The sequence below is a fragment of the Caulobacter sp. SLTY genome (genome assembly GCF_009905535.1).
GTDB lineage: Bacteria > Pseudomonadota > Alphaproteobacteria > Caulobacterales > Caulobacteraceae > Caulobacter.
Genome location: NZ_JAAALA010000004.1, coordinates 145,825 through 163,803, shown reverse-complemented (window position 1 = coordinate 163,803; position 17,979 = coordinate 145,825). Strand labels below are relative to the sequence as shown.

Annotated in this window: 17 protein-coding genes; 9 read left to right on the top strand and 8 right to left on the bottom strand. The window is 70.2% G+C overall.

Translation table 11 applies throughout. The annotated features are described in order from the left end of the window. The 5 genes from GVN21_RS03805 to GVN21_RS03785 form a co-directional block, all read left to right on the top strand. Window positions 1-487: enoyl-CoA hydratase-related protein (locus tag GVN21_RS03805; protein ID WP_205689909.1), on the top strand; the 487-nt coding region annotated here is incomplete at its 5' end. Between the two features lie 49 nt (window positions 488-536). Then, complete coding sequence (locus GVN21_RS03800; RefSeq protein WP_166573378.1) at window positions 537-1,502, top strand: SDR family NAD(P)-dependent oxidoreductase; 966 nt, start codon at window positions 537-539, stop codon at window positions 1,500-1,502. A gap of 207 nt (window positions 1,503-1,709) precedes the next feature. Next, window positions 1,710-2,564: an NAD(P)-dependent oxidoreductase gene (locus GVN21_RS03795; protein ID WP_166573377.1), complete on the top strand. Its 855-nt coding sequence runs from the start codon at window positions 1,710-1,712 to the stop codon at window positions 2,562-2,564. A gap of 81 nt (window positions 2,565-2,645) precedes the next feature. Continuing rightward, the gene (locus GVN21_RS03790) at window positions 2,646-2,951 is read left to right on the top strand and encodes a hypothetical protein (RefSeq protein ID WP_166573376.1); all 306 of its coding nucleotides are present in this window, start codon (window positions 2,646-2,648) and stop codon (window positions 2,949-2,951) included. Between the two features lie 35 nt (window positions 2,952-2,986). Further along, a complete protein-coding gene (locus GVN21_RS03785) occupies window positions 2,987-3,268 on the top strand; it encodes a hypothetical protein (protein WP_166573375.1) in 282 nt (93 codons plus the stop codon). Between the two features lie 16 nt (window positions 3,269-3,284). On the opposite strand, the gene GVN21_RS03780 is transcribed toward GVN21_RS03785, so the two are convergent. The 3 genes from GVN21_RS03780 to GVN21_RS03770 form a co-directional block, all read right to left on the bottom strand. Next, on the bottom strand, window positions 3,285-4,484 hold the full coding sequence (locus GVN21_RS03780; protein WP_166573374.1) for an acetyl-CoA C-acetyltransferase: 1,200 nt from the start codon (window positions 4,482-4,484) through the stop codon (window positions 3,285-3,287). 9 nt (window positions 4,485-4,493) lie between these two features. Next, a complete protein-coding gene (locus tag GVN21_RS03775; RefSeq protein WP_166573373.1) occupies window positions 4,494-5,411 on the bottom strand; it encodes an SDR family NAD(P)-dependent oxidoreductase in 918 nt (305 codons plus the stop codon). A gap of 67 nt (window positions 5,412-5,478) precedes the next feature. After that, entirely contained in the window at window positions 5,479-6,753 is a 1,275-nt protein-coding gene (locus GVN21_RS03770) for an MFS transporter (protein ID WP_166573372.1), read from the bottom strand. Window positions 6,754-6,941: 188 nt separating this feature from the next. Between GVN21_RS03770 and GVN21_RS03765 the strand changes: the two genes are divergently transcribed. Beyond that, on the top strand, window positions 6,942-7,421 hold the full coding sequence (locus GVN21_RS03765) for an N-acetyltransferase (RefSeq protein ID WP_166573371.1): 480 nt from the start codon (window positions 6,942-6,944) through the stop codon (window positions 7,419-7,421). 212 nt (window positions 7,422-7,633) lie between these two features. On the opposite strand, the gene GVN21_RS03760 is transcribed toward GVN21_RS03765, so the two are convergent. Beyond that, window positions 7,634-8,635, bottom strand: coding sequence for an LLM class flavin-dependent oxidoreductase (locus tag GVN21_RS03760; protein WP_166573370.1), 1,002 nt, complete (start codon window positions 8,633-8,635; stop codon window positions 7,634-7,636). Window positions 8,636-9,030: 395 nt separating this feature from the next. Here GVN21_RS03760 and GVN21_RS03755 point away from each other — a divergent pair, with 395 nt between their 5' ends. Next, window positions 9,031-10,887 (top strand): DEAD/DEAH box helicase, encoded by a 1,857-nt coding sequence (locus GVN21_RS03755; protein WP_166573369.1) that lies wholly within the window; start codon window positions 9,031-9,033, stop codon window positions 10,885-10,887. A 136-nt stretch (window positions 10,888-11,023) separates the two neighbouring features. Here the strand turns inward: GVN21_RS03755 and GVN21_RS03750 are convergent, their stop codons facing one another. Beyond that, on the bottom strand, window positions 11,024-12,562 hold the full coding sequence (locus tag GVN21_RS03750) for an acetolactate synthase large subunit (protein ID WP_166573390.1): 1,539 nt from the start codon (window positions 12,560-12,562) through the stop codon (window positions 11,024-11,026). 59 nt (window positions 12,563-12,621) lie between these two features. On the opposite strand from GVN21_RS03750, the gene GVN21_RS03745 reads away from it, so the two are divergent. Then, window positions 12,622-13,311 carry a hypothetical protein gene (locus GVN21_RS03745; RefSeq protein WP_166573368.1) on the top strand — a complete coding sequence of 230 codons (690 nt, stop codon included), beginning with the start codon at window positions 12,622-12,624 and terminating at the stop codon, window positions 13,309-13,311. Next, window positions 13,308-13,964, top strand: coding sequence for a lysoplasmalogenase family protein (locus GVN21_RS03740; RefSeq protein WP_166573367.1), 657 nt, complete (start codon window positions 13,308-13,310; stop codon window positions 13,962-13,964). Before GVN21_RS03745 ends, GVN21_RS03740 begins: the two co-directional genes overlap by 4 nt. Before the next feature lies 1 nt (window position 13,965). On the opposite strand, the gene GVN21_RS03735 is transcribed toward GVN21_RS03740, so the two are convergent. The 3 genes from GVN21_RS03735 to GVN21_RS03725 all read right to left on the bottom strand — a co-directional run bounded on the left by GVN21_RS03735 (window position 13,966) and on the right by GVN21_RS03725 (window position 17,978). Further along, window positions 13,966-14,661, bottom strand: a complete 696-nt coding sequence (locus tag GVN21_RS03735; RefSeq protein WP_166573366.1) for a VIT family protein — start codon at window positions 14,659-14,661, stop codon at window positions 13,966-13,968. A 98-nt stretch (window positions 14,662-14,759) separates the two neighbouring features. Beyond that, the gene (locus GVN21_RS03730) at window positions 14,760-16,544 is read right to left on the bottom strand and encodes a feruloyl-CoA synthase (RefSeq protein WP_166573365.1); all 1,785 of its coding nucleotides are present in this window, start codon (window positions 16,542-16,544) and stop codon (window positions 14,760-14,762) included. A 225-nt stretch (window positions 16,545-16,769) separates the two neighbouring features. Next, window positions 16,770-17,978: a DUF6596 domain-containing protein gene (locus GVN21_RS03725; RefSeq protein ID WP_166573364.1), complete on the bottom strand. Its 1,209-nt coding sequence runs from the start codon at window positions 17,976-17,978 to the stop codon at window positions 16,770-16,772. Window position 17,979: the final 1 nt, after the last annotated feature.

The window sequence follows — 17,979 nt, the reverse complement described above, 5'->3', positions numbered from 1 at the left end:
CCCGCTGGTGGCGGCGGTGCAGGGGCGTGCGGTTGGCATCGGCACCACCATGCTGCTGCATTGCGACCTGGTGTTCGTCGCGCCGGAGGCCAAGCTGACCACGCCGTTCGTGGGCCTGGCGCTGGTGCCGGAGGCGGCCTCCAGCCTGCTGCTGCCGCAGCGCATCGGCCATGCGCGGGCCTATGCGATGTTCGCCCTGGGCGAGGCGATGGGCGGCGAGGAGGCCGAGCGGCTGGGTGTGGCCTACCGCTGCCTGCCCAAGGACGAGGTCGAGGCGGCGGCCAAGGCGGCGGCGGTGGCCCTGACCAAGCGGCCGATCGGGGCGCTGAAGGTGACCAAGCGGCTGATGCGCGACGCGGCCAGGATCTCCGAGCTGATGGATATCGAAGGCCGCTACTTCGGCGAGCGGCTGCAGACCGCCGAGGCGGCGGAGGCCTTCGCCGCCTTCTTCCAGAAACGGCCGGCGGACTTCTCCAAGGTCGGGTGACAGCGAACAGCGGTCGCGCCACACTGGCGGGAACAACAAGGGGAACGCCATGACCGACCGCATCACCTCGCCCTTCCAGCGCTACTCGACCGCCCGGGAGGTGGCCGCCGGCCATGACCTCTCGGGCCTGACCGCGATCGTCACCGGCGCGGCGACCGGGATCGGGGTCGAGACCGTGCGGGCCCTGGCCGAGCAGGGGGCGGACGTGGTCATCGCCGCCCGCAAGCCGGACCTGGCGGCGGCGGCCATCGCCGACATCGAGAAGACCGCCAAGGGCAAGGTGAGTTTCGAGATGCTCGACCTGTCGGAGATGGCCTCGGTGCGGGCGTTCGGCGAGCGGTGGGGCACGCGGCCGCTGAACATCCTGATCAACAACGCCGCCGTCATGGCCTGTCCGCCCGACACCACCAAGGACGGGCTGGAGATGCAGATCGGCACCAACCACTTCGGCCACTTCCTGCTGTCGGTGCTGCTGGCGCCCGCGCTGGTCGCCGGGGCCAAGGCGTCGGGGAAGACCTCGCGGCTGGTCTCGCTGTCCTCCATCGGCCATGTGCGCAGCGACATCCGCTGGGACGACCCGCACTTCCGCAACGGCGACTATGAGAAGTGGGCCAGCTATGGCCAGGCCAAGACGGCCAACGCCTTGTTCGCGGTCGGCTTCGACCGCCGGTTCAAGGACCAGGGCGTGCGTGCCAACGCGGTAATGCCAGGCGGCATCCTCACCCCGCTGCAGCGCCACCTGCCTATCGAGGAGCAGCGGGCGATGGGCTGGCTGGACGAGAACGACAACGCGGTCACCGGCTTCAAGACCACCGAGCAGGGCGCCAGCACCAGCGTCTGGGCCGCGGTCGGGCCGGAGTTGGAGGGCGTCGGCGGCCTCTATCTGGAGGACTGCGCCCAGGCCGTGCCCTGGTCGAAGGAAAACCCCCGCGCCGGGGTGATGCCGCATGCGTTGAACCCCGACAGCGCCGAGCGGCTGTGGGCGATGAGCGTCGAGACGACGGGGGCGGGTTGAGCCTGGCCGGAAAAACCCGCTCTCCCCCCGCGAAGCGGGAGGAGGACAGGTTTCGAGCCGCAAGCGAGAAACCAGGAGGCGGGCCCCACCGGCGGTAGGGGATAATCCCCAAGCAGACTTGCCCCCCTCCTGCTTTGTCGCTCACGCTCCAAATCGGTCCTCCCCCCGCAAAGCGGGGGGAGAGTTGAGATAACGGAGACTTCGACCATGAGCCTTGCCGGAAAGACCCTGTTCATCACCGGCGCCAGCCGCGGCATCGGCCTGGCCATCGCGCTGAAGGCGGCTCGGGACGGGGCCAATATCGCCGTCGCGGCCAAGACCGCCGAGCCGCACAAGCACCTGCCCGGCACCATCTATTCGGCGGCCGAGGAGATCGAAGCGGCGGGGGGCAAGGCGCTGCCGCTGATCGTCGACGTGCGGGACGAGGCTTCGGTCTACGAGGGTGTCGAGAAGTGTGTGGCGGCGTTCGGGGGCATCGACATCTGCGTCAACAACGCTTCGGCCATCCAGCTGACCGGGACTGAGGCGACCGAGATGAAGCGGTTCGACCTGATGAACCAAGTCAACGCGCGCGGCACCTTCCTGACCAGCAAGGCCTGCATTCCGCACCTGAAGAAGGCGGCCAATCCCCATGTGCTGGCGCTGTCGCCGCCGCTGGATCTGGCGCCCCACTGGTTCGGGCGGCATGTCGCCTATTCGATGGCCAAGTACGGGATGAGCCTGTGCATGCTGGGGATGAGCGACGAGTACCGGGGCCAGATCGCCTTCAACGGCCTGTGGCCGCGCACGGGGATCGCCACCGCCGCCATCCAGTTCGCCCTGGCCGGGGACGAGGGCATGCGGATGTGCCGCACGCCGGAGATCATGGCCGACGCCGCCTATGCCATCTTCAACAAGCCGGCGGCCGAGTTCACCGGCAACTTCCTGATCGACGACAGCTTCCTCTACGAACAGGGGGTGCGGGACTTCGAACCCTACCGGGTCGATCCCAGCCGGCCGCTGATGCCCGATTTCTTCGTTCCGGAGAGCATTCCGGCTCCGCCAGGCGTCAAAATCGGCTGAGTCTGGACGATTTCGCCGCACTGGGTTGCCGAGAACGCGGGTTTGCCGCAGGCTCAGCATCCGATCTTTCTGGGGGTTACCATGAAGCTTCACCTCGCCCTGGCGATTTCCGCCGCCCTGCTGGTCCCGACCGGCGCCGTGCTGGCCCAGCCGGTGACCACCATCACCGACAAGGCCGGCGTCGGCCATGACGGCCGCAAGTTCAAGGACAAGGACGGCCGCCTCTGCAAGCGGATGGTCATCACCGGCAGCCGCATGCCTCAGAAGAAGGTCTGCAAGACCGCCGAGGAATGGGCCAAGCAGGAAGCGGAGGCTCAGGAAGAGCTGAAGAACCAGATCCGCATGAACAGCACGACCAACAAGATCCAGGGCGCCGCGGGCGGCTGATCACGCCCCGGCCAGGACATTAGGGAGCAGACGTCATGATCCTCGTTCGCGCCACGCTGGCCGCAGCGCTGTTGCTTGCACCCGCCGCCGCCCTCGCCCAGCAGCCGACCACCGTCACCCCTGTGTCGGTCGAAAGCGCCAAGCAGGCCGACGAGAAGTCGCGGGTGGTCTGCAAGCGGATCGCCCCGACCGGCTCGCGCACGCCGGGCAAGAAGATCTGCCGCACGGCCGGCGAATGGGCGGCCGAGGAGAAGACCGCCAAGGAAACCCTGGACGATACCAGCCGGCGCGCCCTGCAGTCCGCGCCCCGGATGTAGGGGTTTAGAGCGCGCCTTAGGCGGCGCGCTCGAACACCGCTGCGATGCCCTGGCCGCCGCCGATGCACATGGTCTCGAGGCCGTAGCGGACCTCGCGGCGCTGCATCTCGTGCATCAGGTTGGCGAGGATGCGGCCGCCGGTGGCGCCTATGGGGTGGCCCAGGCTGATGCCGCCGCCGTTGACGTTCAGCTTGTCGCGGTCGTCCCAGTTCCAGCCCTTGAGCACGGCCAGCACCTGCGGCGCGAAGGCCTCGTTGAGTTCGACCAGGTCGATGTCGCTCCAGCCCAGGCCGTTGCGGGCGAACAGCCGCTCGACGGCCGGGACCGGGCCGATGCCCATGCGCGAGGGCTCGCAGCCGGCGGCGGCCCAGCTGTGGAACCAGCCGATGGGCTCCAGGCCCAACTCCTCCAACTTATCTTCCGCAACGACCAGGCAGGCGGCGCCGGCGTCGTTCTGCTGGCTGGCGTTGCCGGCGGTGACGACGCCGTCCTTCTCGATGGCGCGCAGCTTGCCCATGGTTTCCATGGTGGCGTCGGGGCGGATGCCCTCGTCGCGGTCGAAGATGATCGGATCGCCCTTGCGCTGCTTGACCGAGACGGGGACCAGCTCATCGGCGAACTTGCCGGCCGCCCAGGCGGCGGTGGCGCGCTGATGGCTCATCACCGCGTATTCGTCGCTTTCCTCGCGGCTGATCTGATAGTCGCGGGCCAGGTTGTCGGCGGTCTCGATCATGCCGCTGATCACGCCGAACCGCTCGACCGGCTGGCTCATCACCCGGCCGCGGGCCAGGCGGTCGTGCATGGTGACGCTGCCGGCGCGGGCGCCGTTACGCATGTCGGTGGAGTAGTATTCGACGTTGCTCATGCTCTCGCAGCCGCCGGCGATGACCACGTCGGCCGCCCCGGTCTGGATGCGCATGGCGGCGTCGATCACCGCCTGCAGGCCTGAGCCGCAACGCCGGTCCATGGAGACGCCGGGAATGCCGATGGGCAGGCCCGCCTGCAGCAGGGACCAGCGGGCGATGCAGGGCGCCTCGCCGTTGGGGTAGCCGTGCGCGAATGTCACGTCGTCGATCCGCTCGGGATCGATGCCGGTCCGCTCGACCAGGGCCTTGATGATGGTCCCGCCGATCTCCCCGGCGGTCATGCTGGCGAGCCCGCCCTGGAACTTGCCGACGGCGGTGCGGAGGGGGCTGACGATAGCGGCGCGGCGCATGGGCGTTCCTTAGATCGGCTCGTAGGGGAAGACGGCCGCGGTGGCGCCGAGGTCGGTGAAGCTGTTCTTCATCGCCGGCAGGGCGACGTCGAGCAGGGAGCGGGGGGTCCAGCCCTCGGTGTTGGCCATGTTGCGGACCGGGCGGGGCTGGTCGAACAGCACCACCTCGTTGCCGCGCACCGAGAACACCTGGCCGCTGCACTCCTTCGATTCCGGCGAGGCCAGGGCGATGGCCAGCTGGGCCACCTGGTCGGCGCGCATGGCGTTCTTCATTCGGCCGACCCGCTGCGCCGAGGCCTCGTCCTTGACCGGGATGGTGGCGATCATGCGGGTCCAGGCGAAGGGCGCGATGATGTTGGAGCGGACGTTCTTCAGCGCCCCTTCCATGGCGACGATGCGCGAGAGGCCCATGACGCCCAGCTTGGCGGCGGCGTAGTTGGCCTGGCCGATGTTGCCGATCAGGCCGCTGGTCGAGGTGAAGTGGACGAAGCTGCCTTCCTGCTGGTCGCGGAACAGTTCCACGGCGGCGCGGGTGACGTTGAAGGCGCCGCGCAGGTGCACCTCGATGACCCGGTCCCAGTCCTCTTCGCTCATCTTGTGGAACATGCCGTCGCGCAGGATGCCGGCCGGATTGATGATGGCATGCAGGCCGCCGAAGGTGTCCTTGGCCTGTTCGACCATGGCCTTCACGGCGTTCATGTCGGTGACGCTGTCGGAATTGGAGACCGCCTCGCCGCCGGCGGCGCGGATTTCCTGGGCCGTCTGTTCGGCGGGGCCGGCGTCCCCGGCGTCGCCGCCGGCGACCGATCCGCCCAGGTCGTTGACCACCACCTTGGCGCCCTCTTGCGCCGCCAGCAGGGCGCACTCCTTGCCGATACCACCGGCCGCGCCGGTGACGATCACGACCTTGCCCGACAGAACGCCCATGCGCCTTCTCCCTCAAACGATTGTTGGGAACGGGTCTAAGCGCTGGACCCAAGGTGATGCAAGGGCCTCAGACCAGCCGGTCGGCCTTGCGCAGGGCCGGGAACATCCAGGCCCAGATCCCGGTCACCGCCAGGGCCCCTACCCCGCCGAACACCGCCGCCCCGACAGGGCCGAGGAAGCGGGCGACAACGCCGCTCTCGAACTCGCCCAGTTCGTTGGAGGCGCCAATGAACAGGGAGGAGACGGTCGCCACCCGGCCGCGCATGTGGTCGGGGGTGGCCAGCTGGATCAGGGTCTGGCGGACATAGACGCTGACCATGTCGGCCCCACCGAGCAGGATCAGGGCGGCGACCGAGAGCCAGAGGTAGTTCGACAGGCCGAAGGCGATGGTCCCGAGGCCGAAAAGGGCCACCGAGGCGAACATGATCAGCCCGGCGCGGGAGCGGATCGGGTTGGCGGCCAGATAGACCGCCACCGCCGCGGCGCCGATGGCCGGTCCGGCGCGCAGAATGCCGAACCCCCAGGAGTCCACATGCAGCACGTCGCGGGCGAAGACAGGCAACAGGGCGGTCGCCCCGCCCAGGATGACCGCGGCCAGGTCGAGGCTGATGGCGCCGAAGACGATCTTGTTGTTCCAGACGTAGGACAGGCCTTCTTTCATCAGCGCCCAGCGGGAGCCCGGCTGAACCTGAGGCTGGGCGTTGCCGCGCACCATGAGGATGCAGCCCATGGCCACCACATAGAGGCATGCGGCGACCGCGTAGGGCGCGCTGAGCGAGACCACGATGAGCAGGCCGCCGACGGCCGGGCCGATGATCGAGGCGGTCTGCCAGGCCAGGCTGTTCCAGGCGATGGCGCGGGGCAGCAGCTCGCGCGGCACCAGCATGGGCCCGAGCGCGGTGTTGGCCGGGGCGAAGAAGGCGCGCGCCACCCCGAACAGCACGGCCGCGCCCAGCAGCAGGGGGATGGTTTCGCGATTGAAGAAAGCGGCCAGGGTCAGGCCGAGCGCCACCGCGATCTCGCCGCTGTAGCAGAACAGCAGGATCTTGCGCCGGTTATGCCGGTCGGCGGTCTCGCCGGCGGGCAGGGCCAGCAACAGGACCGGCACGAAGGAAACGAGGCCGATCATGCTGACCATGAAGGCCGATTCCTTCACCCCCATGGTCCGGCGGGCGATGTCGTAGACATGCCAGCCGAGCGCCACGCTCATGATCTGGACACCGAGCACCGCAGTCCACCGCGAGCACCAGAAGAAGACGAAATCGCGCTGCCGCAGCAGGGCGCGCATCGAGGTGTCGGGGGCCGCCTGGGCCTCGCCATCGGAAGTGGGGGACTCACTCATCTGGGCTCGAAGCTAGGCCGCTGGCGGGGGCCGCTGCAACGGCGTTGACGCGTCTCCGTTACGGCCCTATTGGCCGCGCGCGATGAAGTCTCTGCGACGAACCATCTTCCGCGTCCGAACCGGGCGCCGATAGCCCGCTCCCCGGCGCCGCCGGCGGGGCCGTTTTCCTGTTCGCTGCCGCCGAGACCATGACCGACATCACCTACCGCCCCGAGGCGCCGCAAGACGCCGCCGCCATCCTCGACCTAACCGACCGGGCCTTCGGTCCGGGCCGCTTCGCCAAGGCGGCCGATCGGCTGCGCGAGGGCAACACCGTGCTGCGCGCGCTGTCGATCAGCGCCTGGCGCGGTGAGGCGCTGCTGGGCTCGGTGCGGATGTGGCCGGTTAAGGTCGGCGACGGCGAGGCGGTGTTCCTGGGGCCGATCGCGGTGGAGGCCGATGCGCGCAAGCACGGCATCGGCCAGCGGCTGGTGGAGCTGTGTTGCGAGGCGGCGGCGCAGGCGGGTTGGGGGTGCGTGTTCCTGGTGGGGGATGCGCCCTACTTCGGGCGGATGGGGTTCGCCGCGGCGCCGGACGTGCGGATGCCGGGGCCGGTGGACCAGCGCCGGGTGTTGTGGAAGCCGCTGGCCGAGGGGGCCGCGGCGCCGGCGGGGATGGCGCGGGTTTAGGCGGGGTTGACGCTGTTCAACTCTCCCCCCGCGAAGCGGGAGGAGGACAGGTTTCGAGCCTAAGCGAGAAACCAGGAGGCGGGCCCCACCGGCGGTAGGGGATAATCTTCAGACAGACTTGCCCCCCTCCTGCTCTGTCGCTTGAAGGCTCCAGAGCTGTCCTCCCCCCGCAAAGCGGGGGGAGAGTTGATGTAGAGGGGCTGCGCTACGCCCTACGCCGCCTTCGCTAGGTCCGCGTGCACCTCGGCCGCGATCTCGAAGGAGCGTAGGCGCGCCTTGTGGTCGAAGATCTGGGCGGTGACGATCACCTCGTCGACGCCGGTGCGGGCGATGAAGGCGGCGAGGCCCTGGCGCACCGTTTCCGGCGAACCGACGGCCGAGCAGCTGAGGGCGTTGGCCAGCATGCCGGCGGCGGCGGGGTCGAGCCGTTCGCCGAAGCCTTCGACGGGCGGCGGGAGCTGGCCGGGGTTGCCGGTGCGCAGGTTGACGAAGGCCTGCTGGAGCGAGGTGAACAGGAGTTTGGCCTCCGCGTCGGTGTCGGCGGCGAAGATGTTGAAGCCGGCCATGACGTAGGGCTTGTCGAGGTATTCCGACGGGCGGAACTGGCGGCGGTAGAGCTCGATGGCGAAGTCGAGCTCGCCCGGCGCGAAGTGGGAGGCGAAGGCGTAGGGCAGGCCAAGGGCGGCCGCCAGCTGGGCGCCGTAGGTGCTGGAGCCGAGGATCCAGACCGGGACGTTGGTGCCGTAGCCGGGCACGGCGCGGACGCGGGCGTCGGGACTGTCTGGGCCGAGGTAGGCGAGGATCTCCATCACATCGCGGGGGAACTGGTCGATGTTGCCGCTGAGCGTGCGGCGCAGGGCCTGGGCGGTCAGCTGGTCGGTGCCGGGGGCGCGGCCGATGCCGAGATCGATGCGGTCCGGGTAGAGGCTGGCCAAGGTGCCGAACTGTTCGGCGATGACCAGGGGGGCGTGGTTGGGCAACATGATGCCGCCCGCGCCGATGCGGATGGTCTTGGTCTGCTGCGCCACATGACCCATGACGATGCTGGTCGCGGCGCTGGCGATGCCCTTCATGTTGTGGTGCTCGGCCAGCCAGAACCGCTGGTAGCCAAGCCGCTCGGCATGCTGGGCCAGGGAGACGCTGTTGGCGAAGGCCTGGGCCGCATCGCCGCCCTGGACGATGGGGGCGAGGTCGAGGACGGAGAGCTGGGTCATGGGTTGCATATAGGGACGGAGTGGCGGGGCGCATCCCCAAAGATGGGTGGCGAGAGAGAAGCGGGTGATCCGACGCGGTATTATACCCCGGATGACGAAGCGGGGCGGAAATTTTTCTCAATATATTCCACTACTTATGATCAACGGTCAGACCAAGGCGGGACCAGGATCGTCCAACGGTTCGACCGATATTTGACACAGGTCCGGCCCAGGTCCCGCCGATGCCGCACAGCGGTGCAGCCACAACCGTCAACCCGGGCGCCTCGAACGCCGGACAATTTCACCCGGGTAGAATTGTCGCCCCCTTCCGCAAAGCTGGCGTTTTGCGTCAATTGGGCGTATGAGCCCCGCCCTCCTGCGCGCACCATTGTGCACTGCAACATGAAACGACTCCGATGACCTTCCCCGCCAGTCACCCCGCCCTCGACGCGGCGCTCCTCGAGCGCGGCTATGAAGTTCCCACCCCTGTCCAATCCGCCGTGCTGGAGGCCGAGGGCGATCGCGACCTGCTGGTCAGCGCCCAGACGGGCTCGGGCAAGACGGTGGCCTTCGGCATCGCCATGGCCGGGACCCTGCTGGGGGATGCCGAGCGGTTCGGCCGGGCCGATGCGCCGCTGGCCCTGATCATCGCCCCGACCCGAGAACTGGCCATCCAGGTGCAGCGCGAGCTGACCTGGCTCTATGCCAAGACCGGGGCAAAGATCGTCTCCTGCGTCGGCGGCATGGATGCGCGGGCCGAGGCGCGGGCGCTGAACACCGGCGCCCACATCGTGGTCGGCACGCCGGGGCGCCTGCGCGACCACCTGGAACGCGGCAACCTGGAACTGGGCAGCGCCCGGGCCGTGGTGCTGGACGAGGCCGACGAGATGCTGGACCTGGGCTTCCGCGAGGACCTGGAGTTCATCCTCGAGGCCGCGCCGCCGGAGCGCCGCACCCTGCTGTTCTCGGCGACCATCGCCAAGGACATCGCCGTGCTGGCCCGCCGGTTCCAGAACGATGCCCTGCGCATCGACACCACCACCCGCGATCAGCCGCACGGCGACATCGACTACCGCGCCGTGCGCGTGGCGCCGAACGAGATCGAGCACGCGGTGGTCAATGTGCTGCGCTACTTCGAGGCGCCGGGGGCGCTGGTCTTCTGTCATACGCGCGAAGCGGTGCGGCACCTGCAAGCCAGCCTGAAGGAGCGCGGTTTCGCGGTCGTCGGGCTGTCGGGCGAGCTTTCCCAGCGGGAGCGGTCGGACGCGCTGCAGGCGCTGCGGGATGGCCATGCGCGGGTGTGCGTGGCCACCGACGTGGCGGCGCGCGGGCTGGACCTGCCGGATCTGGGCCTCGTCATCCACGCCGAGCTGCCGCAGAACAAGGCCACCCTGATGCACCGCTCGGGCCGCACCGGCCGGGCCGGGCGCAAGGGCACGGCGGTGCTGATCGTGCCCTATACCCGGCGCCGCAAGGCCGAGATGCTGTTCGCCTCGGCCAACATCGATGCGGGCTGGAGCGGCCCTCCGGGGGCGGATGAAATCCGCGAGCGGGACAAGGCGCGGCTGCTGGAAACGGCGATGACCTTCGAGCCGGTGGGCGAAGAGGACATGGCGCTGGGCAAGCTGCTGCTCGAGCAGAAGTCGCCGGAAGAGATCGCCGGGGCCTTCATGCGGCTGCAGCGGGGCGGACTGCCCGAGCCGGAAGAGCTTTACGACGATGGGCGCGGGGCTGACCCCCGGCCGTCCAAAGGGGCGCCGCGCGAGCGGGCGGACCGGGGCGACTATGACCGTCCCGAACGCCCGGCGTATGACCGGCCCGACCGGACGCCGCGCGAAGGGGCGATGAGCGACGGCATCTGGTTCCGGCTGAACGTCGGCCGGGGCAAGAACGCCGACCCCAAGTGGATCCTGCCGATGATCTGCCGCCTGGGTCACGTGACCAAGAAGGACGTCGGCTCGATCCGCATCTTCGAGAACGAGACCAAGTTCGAGATCAGCGCCGAGGCTTCGGTGCGGTTCGCCGAAGCGGCGCGGGCGACCTCGCGCGACGACGTGAAGATCGAGCCGTCGATGGCGCCGGGCGAGAACGACGTGCGCGCGCCCCGTAGGCCGGCGCCGCGTCCCGCCACGCGCTCGGGGGCCGGGCCGGGGGGTCCGCGCAAGCCGTATGGCGAGAAGAAGCCGTTCGAGGGGAAGAAGCCCTTCGACAAGAAGCCGCCGTTCAAGGGCCCGCCTGGCGGGAAGCCTGGGTTCAAGAAGCGGAAGCCGTAGGCGGTTCTAAGTTGCTCCCCCTTCGGGGGAGCTGTCGGCGAAGCCGACTGAGGGGGTCCGCTCACGGCGGTTGAGGACCCCCTCCGTCAGCCGCTACGCGGCTGCCACCTCCCCCGAAGGGGGAGGATCTTTTGTCCTACAGCGCCGCTTCGATGAAGCGCGGCCCGCGCTGGGTCATCGCCCGCTCGAACGCCGCGTCGAATTCCTCCGCCGTGGTCGCCCGTTCCGCCGAAATCCCCATGCCGCCGGCGATCTGCAGCCAGTCGATGCGGGGGTTGCCGATGTCGAGCAGGGTCTTGGCCGCCGGGCCGGGGTTGCCGGCGCCGGTGCGGCCGAGTTCGATCCCCAAAATCCGGTAGGCGTGGTTGGCGAAGACCACCACGGTGACGTCCAGCTGTTCGCGGACGATCGTCCACAGGCCCTGGACCGTGTACATCCCCGCCCCGTCGCCGGTCAGGCACAGCACCTTGGCGTTCGGCGCCGCGACGGCCGCGCCGATGGCCAGGGGGATGCCCTGGCCGATGGCGCCGCCGGTCAGGCACATCCACTCGTGGGCGCGGGCGGACTTGGTCTGGGTGAAGATCGGCAGGCCGGCGGTGACCGCGTCGTCGGAGATCAGGGTCCCTTCCGGCATGTGGCGGGCGATGGCGGCGCCGATGGAATAGGGGTCGAGGCGGCCGGCCGGGGCGGGCGGCAGGGCCTGTTCGACGACCGGGCCGTGGGCGGGGGCCCCCAGGGCGTCGGCCAGGGCGGTGAGGGCGGCGGGACCGTCGGCCTCCTTGCCGCAGAGGGTGACCGCGTCGCAGCCTTCGGGGACCAGGACGCTGGGGCGGTCCGGATAGGCGAAGAAGGCGACGGGCATGCTGGTCTCGACCAGCACCATCAGGTCGACGCCCTCGAGGTCGGCGATGGCCATCTCGCCGAAATAGGGCAGGCGGTCCGGGGCGAAGCGGCCGGCGCCGCGCGAATGTCGGGCGACGAAGGTGTCGATCAGAATGCGGACCCCGGCGGTGGAGACGCGGGCGGCGGCGGCGATGCCGGCCTCCTGCGTGCAGGACCCGCCCATCAGGATGACGGGCTTCTTGGCCGCCTTGATGCGGGCGGCGATGTCGGCGGCCTGGTCCGCGGTGACCTGGGCGCGCGGGGCGGGTTGCAGGACCGGGCCGGTGACGGTGGTCTCCAGCCAGGCGGTGTCGGCCGGCAGGATCAGGCTGGCGCAGCCGCCGGGGGCGCCGAAGCTCGCCTGCACCGCCTCGGCGGCCAGGGGGCCGACCTCGTCGGGGGTCTCGGCCGACTTGACCCACAGGCTGTTGGGGGCGGCCCAGCCGGCGATGTCGCTGTTCAGCGGGGCGTCGTACTGGCGGTGATAGGTGGCGTGGTCGCCGATGACGTTGACCACCGGGGTGGCTGCCCGGCGGGCGTTGTGGAGATTGGCCCCGCCATTGGCGTAGCCGGCGCCCAGGTGCAGCAGGGTGCAGGCCGGCTTGCCGGCGACGCGGCCGTAGCCGTCGGCGGCGCCGGTGGCCACGCCCTCGAACAGGCAGAGGACCGGGCGCATGCGCGGCTCACGGTCGAGGGCGGAGACAAACTGCATCTCGCTGGTGCCCGGATTGGCGAAGCAGGCCGTAACGCCGTTGTCGCAGAGGGTGGTGATCAGGGCGTCGGCGCCGTTCATGGCTGTCTCCTCGTTGAGAGGGGTCATGCCGGATTCCGGCGGGCGAGGGAATGGCGGCGGTGACAGACATCCGCCGTCAGTCCTATGGTTTCATCCAGGGGGAGCGATGTGGAATGAACCGACGCGGGAACTTGATCACCAGGTTGATTGGCTCCGTCGCCGACTTGATCGGCGTTGAACCAAGAGCCGCCGTTGCGCGCCCTGCGACCCCGGCAGCCTGGAGCCCGGCCGCCGCGCTCGCGGCCGAACGGCCGCCATCGAGTCTTTCCGCCTTTGCGCTCTCCACTAGGCCGCCGTCCGGTAGAAGGGCATCGGACAGCGTCAGTTTCGATGTGGCATGCCGGACCTGTGCCGGCGCGCACTTCCGGGTCTTCGCCTTTCCTCTGATCGCGCCAGATCCTTCGCCGTATTACGGGCTTGAGCCCGGGGACACCTTCAATCGGCCTCCCCATCGTCTGGCATGCGAGGGCTGCGGGGAGATTCACACCCTCTTCGACATCCGCACGGACGGCTACGACGGCGTCCTGAACGGCGGCGGGGCAACCGAAAGTGGGGATTCCGGGGAAGCCCCGATCGTTGGCGCCTCCGCGGTCACCATCACCCTCATTTATAACATCGAGCTCGACGAACTGCAGGAGTATGCGTCGGAAGAGGGTAGGCATCCGTCCGATCTGTTCGACGCATTCGTTCTGTACGCGCTTCCGCTCGACGGCAGCCCGCCCCTCGAACTGGTCTATGAATGCGCATGAGCCAAGGCGCGCCCAACGCCGCCAAGGCAATGCTGATCGCCGCCCTGATCGGCGGGACGAGCTATGTGCTGGCCTGGGGGATGGACCTGCCGCAGGGGTGGGACCTGGCGTGGAAGGGGACGGGCGTCGGCTTTCTCACCCTGTTCGCGGCGCTGCGGGCGCGGAGCGTGGATGGCTGGCTGCTGGCGGCGGTGATGTTGTTCGGGGTGCTGGGCGATGTGCTGCTGGGGGTGAACTTCATCACCGGGGCGCTGGCCTTCCTGGTCGGGCATCTGGTGGCCATCGGGCTGTTCCTGCGCAACCGCCGGCCGGTGTTGAGCCGCAGCCAGCTGCTGCTGGCCGTGGTGCTGGTCCCGGCGACGGTGACCATCGCCTTCCTGCTGCCCACCGACCGGACAGCCGCGCCGGGAGTGGCCCTCTATGCGGCGGGGCTGTCGGCCATGGCCGCCTGCGCCTGGATCAGCCGGTTTCCGAGGTTCTGGGTCGGGCTGGGAGCGGTGATGTTCCTGGTGTCGGACCTGTTGATCTTCGCCCGGATGGGGCAGATCGCGCCCAGCTTCGAGGTCGGGCTGGCGGTGTGGGGGCTGTATTTCGCCGGGCAGGTGATGATCTGCCTGGGGGTCAGCGGCAAGCTGGCCGAGGAGGGGCGGTAGCTCAGGCGGCGACCCCGAACAGGGCGCCGACCCCGGCAGTCAGGGCCATCGCGATCGCGCCCCAGAAGGTCACCCGCAGCACCGGCTTGAGCATCCGCGCGCCGCCGGCCCGGGCGCCGATCCCTCCGAGAAGAGCCAGGAACAGCAGGGAGGCGAGCGACACCGCCAGAACCAGGGCGCTCAGCGGGACCACGGCGGCCAGCAGCAGCGGCAGGGCGGCGCCGGAGGCGAAGGTGGCCGCCGAGGTGAGGGCCGCCTGGATGGGCCGGGCGGTGGTGAACTCCGAGATGCCGAGCTCGTCGCGGGCGTGGGCGGCCAGGGCGTCGCGGGCGGTCATCTGCTGCGCCACCTGGCGGGCGAGATCGGGCTCGACGCCGCGGGCGACATAGATCTGGGTCAGTTCTTCCAGCTCCATCTCGGGCTGGGTCTCCAGTTCGCCGCGTTCCTTGGCCAGGTCGGCGCGCTCGGTGTCGGACTGCGAGCTGACCGAAACGTACTCGCCGGCCGCCATCGACATGGCCCCGGCGACCAGGGCAGCGACCCCCGCCACCAGGATGGGCCCGCGCCCCTGCGATGCGGCGGCGACCCCGACGATCAGGCTGGCCGTCGAGACGATCCCGTCATTGGCCCCCAGCACGGCGGCCCGCAGCCAGCCGACGCGGTCGATGCGGTGGGACTCTCGGTGAAGGCGGGCCATGGCGGGTTCCGATACGGGGTCGCTCCCTTCAGAGCACGGCTGGGGGTTCCGCGCCATGATCTGGCTCAAAGCCTGCTTCTGCGACGGCAGCTGACGGGTCAGGCGAAAACGATGACCCCATCATCCGGCGCCGCCGCGAACAGCCGCGCCAGTTCCGTCGGCCGCCTCCCCCGCGCCATCGCCTGGTTGATGTAGCCCTTGTCGGTGAGTTCGCCGCTCGCGGCGTCGGGGGCGCCGTCGAGGATGAGGGCGCGCCAGATGCGGCCGCCGCCGCCCTTGGCCGCGGCGTTCATCTTCGACAGGCCGGCCTCGATGGCGGCGCGGGTTTCTTCGGGGGTGTGGCGGGCGTTGTAGGCGGGGTCGAGGAACAGCATCAGGCCGACGCCTTCCTCGCCTTCGCCGCAGACGATGGCGTCGCTGGCGGCGCCGCCGATGGCGGAGACCGCCGCCACGCGCAGGGCGCCGGCGGCGACGAAGGTGCCGCTGGCCAGTTTGAAGTTCTCGACCAGGCGGCCGTCGAAGACCAGGCCCGCAGAGGGGTCGGCCTCGTCGGCCAGACGGGCGGCGTCGCCGAGGCGGTAGTAGCCTTCCTCGTCGAAGGCGGCGGCGGAGAGCTCGGGCTCGCCGAGGTAGCCGGGGCTGATCTGGGGGCCCTTGACGCGGATCTCGTGCTTTTCGCCGACCGGGACCAGCTTGGCCGAGGTGCCGGGGACTGGCAGGCCGCACATGCCGGAGCGGGCGTTGTGCCAGTGGATGTTGCAGGCGGTGGGGCCGGTCTCGGTGGAGCCATACCCCGTCGCAAACGAAATGCGTGCGCCCGCAACGCGGGTCGCCACGGCCTGGACTCGGTCGAGGATCGACTGGGCCATGGAGGCGCCGCCGTATTGCAGGACGCGGACGCGGGCGAAGAAGGTCTTGGCCAGGTCCTCGTCGCGTTCAAGCTCGGTGACGAACAGCGCCCAGCCGGCGGGGACCATGTTGTGGTAGGTCGGCGAGACCTCTTTCAGATTGCGGACGGTCTCGTCGAAGCGGCCGGGCACGGGCTGGCCGGCGTCGATGTAGAGGGTCCCGCCCCGATGCAGCACCATGTGCAGGATGGCGTTGGCGCCCAGGCTGTGGCTCCAGGGGGCGGCGTTGACCACCACCGGGGGGTCTGGATCGTCGAAGCAGGCGGCGATCTGGGCGGCGTTGAGCGAGACATTGCGGTGCAGGCCGATGACCGCCTTGGGCCGCCCGGTCGAGCCGCTGGTGAGCAGCAGTTTGGCGGTATCGTCCGGCGTGGCGGTGAACTCGGCGAAGGGCGAGGCCAGCAGGGCGCTGAAGGCGTAGTGGCCGGGGCGGCCGTTGCGGCTGGCGATGATCGGCAGGCCTGCGAGGAAGTCGGCCTTGAGGGCGTCCGAAAAGGCGGCGGCGTCATCGGTGTAGACGGCAGCGGGCTGCAGGACTTCGCAGGCGTATTGCAGGCGGGCGAGATCGGCGCCCTTGAGGCCGTACTGCGGGGAGACCGGGGCGGCCGGGTGGACGAGCGCCATGGCGGCGTAGGCGATCAGGGCGTGGTCGATGCCGTTGCGGGCCAGGATCAGCAGCGGGCGGCCGGGTTCGAGGTTCAGCGCTTTGAGGCCGCCGGCCAGGGCGGCGACGCGGTCGCGGGCGGCGGCGTAGGTGACGGTGCGCCAGCCCTCCCCGTCCCGCTCGGCCAGCCAGACGCGATCGGGGGCGGCGGCGGCCCAGTGGTCGAGGGCGGCGTAGGTGGTGAGGAACCTGTCCGACCAGGGGGTGGGGTTGGTCAGGACGATGGAGCCGTCGTCGCGGCGCTCGACGTCGAGCCGGCGCGGGGCGTAGCGGGCGTCGCGGAAGGGTGCGGGGGTCTGGCTGCCGTCCATGGGATTCCTATGCCACGCGTGACGGCGCCGGGGTAGTCGCTCTCCGCCCCCGCGAGGGGGCGGAGGACGGTTCGGAGCGAACGCGACGGACCAGGAGGCGGGGCAGCGCTGGCGTCAGGGGTTAGCGGTCCACCGGCGGTGGGGACCCCCTCGGTTTGGCTCGCTTGCAGCGCTCGCCAAAGCCACTCCCCCATCTTCGATGGGGGAGAGCAAAGTGCGGCGTATTCAGCCCAGGCGCCGCCGCTGGCATTCCAGGTACAGCCGCTCGGCCGGGGGCGGGTTCAGGGCCAGGGCGGCGTCGTAGGCGGACGCGGCGGCGAGGCGCTGGCCGGTCTGGTCGAGGAGCCAGGCGCGGGCGGCTTGCCAGGGGAGCCAGGAGGCGAGCCGTTCGCCGGTGATGGCGTTGAAGGCGCGCAGGCCTTCCTCCGGATCGTAGGCTTCGGCGATGGCCACGGCGCGATTGACGGCGGTGACCGCGCCCGGACGGACCATCAGCAGGGCGTCGTAGAGGCGGACGATATCGCCCCAGGGGGTGACGCCCGTCTCCTGGCGCGAGAGATGGGCGCCGTGGATGGCGGCGAGGATCTGGCGGGGGCCGGGGCGGGCGAGGTCGGCGGCGCGGTCGAGCAGGTGGGCGCCCTCGGCGATTCGGTCGCCGCGCCAGAGGTGGGGCTCCTGCAAGGAGATGGGGACCATGGCGCCGGCAGCGTCGAGGCGGGCGGGGCGGCGAGCCTCGGCGAAGCGGACCAGGGCGGCCAGGGCCAGGACCTCCGGCTCCTCGGGGAGGAGTTCGGCGAGCAGGCCGGAGAGGCGCAGCACCTCGGCGGCGAAGCCGGCGGTGTCGTTGGCAAGCGCGGCGTCTTCGTAGGCCTGGGCGTAGGCGATCTCCAGGGCGGTCAGGACAGCGTCCAGCCGTTCAGGCCAGGCCGCGGGGCCGGGGATCTCGAACGGCACGCCGGCGGCGGCGATCTTCTTCTTGGCGCGGGTGAGACGCTGGAGCATGGCCGATTCGGTGACCAGGAAGGCGCGGGCCAGGCGATCGGTGGCGAGGCCCAGCACCACCTTCAAGGTCAGGGCGATGCGGCTGGCCCCGTCCAGCGCCGGGTGGCAGCAGACGAAGATCAGGCGCAGACGCTCGTCGGGGATCGGCTGGTCGGCGGCGATCATGGCCTCCTCCGGCGTTTCCTGAGGCGGGGGCTCGTCAAAGACGGCTTGGGTGCGGGTGGCGGCGCGGCGGCGGATGTCCAGCGCCTTGCGATAGGCGGTGCGCCAGAGCCAGCCGGGCGGACTATCCGGGAAGTCGCGCCGCCAGGCTGTGACAGCGCTGGCGGCGGCTTCGGCGAAGGCCTCCTCGGCCAGGTCCAGGTCGCGGAACCGGGCGGCCAGGGCGGCCACCACCTTGGCCCGCGCGGCCTCGATCAGCCGGCCCTCCATG